The sequence below is a fragment of the Robbsia andropogonis genome (assembly GCF_000970345.1).
Taxonomy (GTDB): domain Bacteria; phylum Pseudomonadota; class Gammaproteobacteria; order Burkholderiales; family Burkholderiaceae; genus Robbsia; species Robbsia andropogonis.
The window spans coordinates 1-1,569 of record NZ_LAQU01000171.1; the positions used below are offsets into that span (position 1 = coordinate 1).

Here is a 1,569-nt window from a genome sequence, read left to right on the forward strand (position 1 = left end):
GTCGGCTTCGACGGCATCGGCCGCGTCGCTAAAGAACCGGCGCAGCATCTGCCTCAGACCCGGCGTAGTGATGCCGCCGGGCTCATCGAGGTGACCGATTATGGAGGGATTTTCCATTTATAGGCGTTGGGCACTTTTAGCCTATTTGCACCAGAACCATGGCGAGCATATTTGGCCCGATGACGGATGCACGTACGCGATGGTGCAGCCGTTGCATGTCGCCAGCGACTCACTCACTTTACCGAGCGATCAAACTTCCCTGACTGGATGGCATGTTCTAGGGTCCTAAGCGTTAGCGGCTCTTTTTTGGCTTTTGCCCGTCGCCTTTTTCGAAAACAGTAGGGGAATTATCTCGAACAAGTTAAATCCTTCCTCACCGAAGTAGCGGTAAAAGTCGTAGTCGCCGCGCTCTACCAGAAAGGTGGCAAAGAATTTTTCCATGAACTCGTTTGCGTCATCCCCTTCAAGGTGTAGATCATCAAATAGCGAATCAGACCGGCTAATGACTGCCTTCCCCGGACCGGGACCACTTTCTTTTTCGGTAAACGCTTGCAATTTTGACCATGCATCGTCTGACATCACAGTATCCTATCTTCTGGACGAACCAACGCGTTATACCGGGATACAGTACGAAACATAATTCGGACGGCGTCTACACCGGTCATTGCCCATCCTAAAACCGGAACCGAGCGGCCGACAAACACGCCAAGGTTTTTAACCATAATGATCTTCAATCGCTTAACGCTTCCAGCCGTGATGGTTGGAAGGATCTTTCTATTGAAATCGTAGTCTAGCGTCAGTCGGAAGAAACGTGATGCAACGGAAGTTCCCTTTGTCGCCCCTAATGGTTTGGCGCGAGTCGGAAGCCAATTCTGACCTAGCAACACAAACGCAACCCCGGTCGCATCAGTTACGCCGAAGTCGCTACAGGTTTCTTCGACTGCCACAACTACAAATAGTTGTGGCGCTGTAAGTGCTTGATAGTGTCCGTAACGATAAAGATCAGCCATTTCGCGCGGATACAATTAAATTAGAACGAAAGTATCATATTTCCATTACTAACGTCTGTCGAATAACAAGAGGACTTAATGGCCCGAGTATTGACGGAGTATTGAGAATGAAGAACCTGCCGAACAAAGTGGGCCTTAGCGAGCCGCAGATTTTCAAGATGATGCGGGATGGCCAGTTTTCCGTGTCCCTTTCGGCTAATCGAGAGCGCTAGCGGGTGGCCGGGTTAACAGTGGACGCGTGGATTATTGAGCGGTCGCAGGATCTGACCGTGCCGCGATTTCACGTAAGGTTGACCCAGGCGTCGGACATGGGGGCGATCATTTCATTAGCACGTGAGGGAGTATCCCCTCGTCGGTTTCGTTTGTGCCTTCGTATTCAAAACGCCTCCTCGAGCGCCCGAATGCGGCGATCCAATTCCGTTGTGACATAGATGGAGGTCGTCGCTGGCGAGACATGGCCAAGGTTTTCCTGCACGATGTCTAGTGGCGTGCCCGCTTCGATGGCACGCGTGCCAAATGTGTGCCGCAGCCAATGCGTCGACGCTTTTGCCAAGCGTGC

Annotated in this window: 4 protein-coding genes; 1 reads left to right on the forward strand and 3 read right to left on the reverse strand. The window is 51.9% G+C overall.

The window, feature by feature from the left end:
* Positions 1-285: 285 nt before the first annotated feature.
* Entirely contained in the window at positions 286-579 is a 294-nt protein-coding gene (locus WM40_RS26845) for a DUF1493 family protein (protein WP_052738572.1), read from the reverse strand.
* Complete coding sequence (locus tag WM40_RS26850; protein ID WP_024906283.1) at positions 579-1,010, reverse strand: STM2901 family protein; 432 nt, start codon at positions 1,008-1,010, stop codon at positions 579-581. The genes WM40_RS26845 and WM40_RS26850 overlap by 1 nt, the downstream gene beginning before the upstream one ends.
* Positions 1,011-1,117: 107 nt before the next feature.
* Between WM40_RS26850 and WM40_RS32705 the strand changes: the two genes are divergently transcribed.
* Positions 1,118-1,222: an AlpA family phage regulatory protein gene (locus tag WM40_RS32705; protein ID WP_081765268.1), complete on the forward strand. Its 105-nt coding sequence runs from the start codon at positions 1,118-1,120 to the stop codon at positions 1,220-1,222.
* A 164-nt stretch (positions 1,223-1,386) separates the two neighbouring features.
* Here the strand turns inward: WM40_RS32705 and WM40_RS26855 are convergent.
* Positions 1,387-1,569 (reverse strand): tyrosine-type recombinase/integrase (locus WM40_RS26855; RefSeq protein WP_046154613.1); only part of this gene is annotated, 183 nt, incomplete at its 5' end.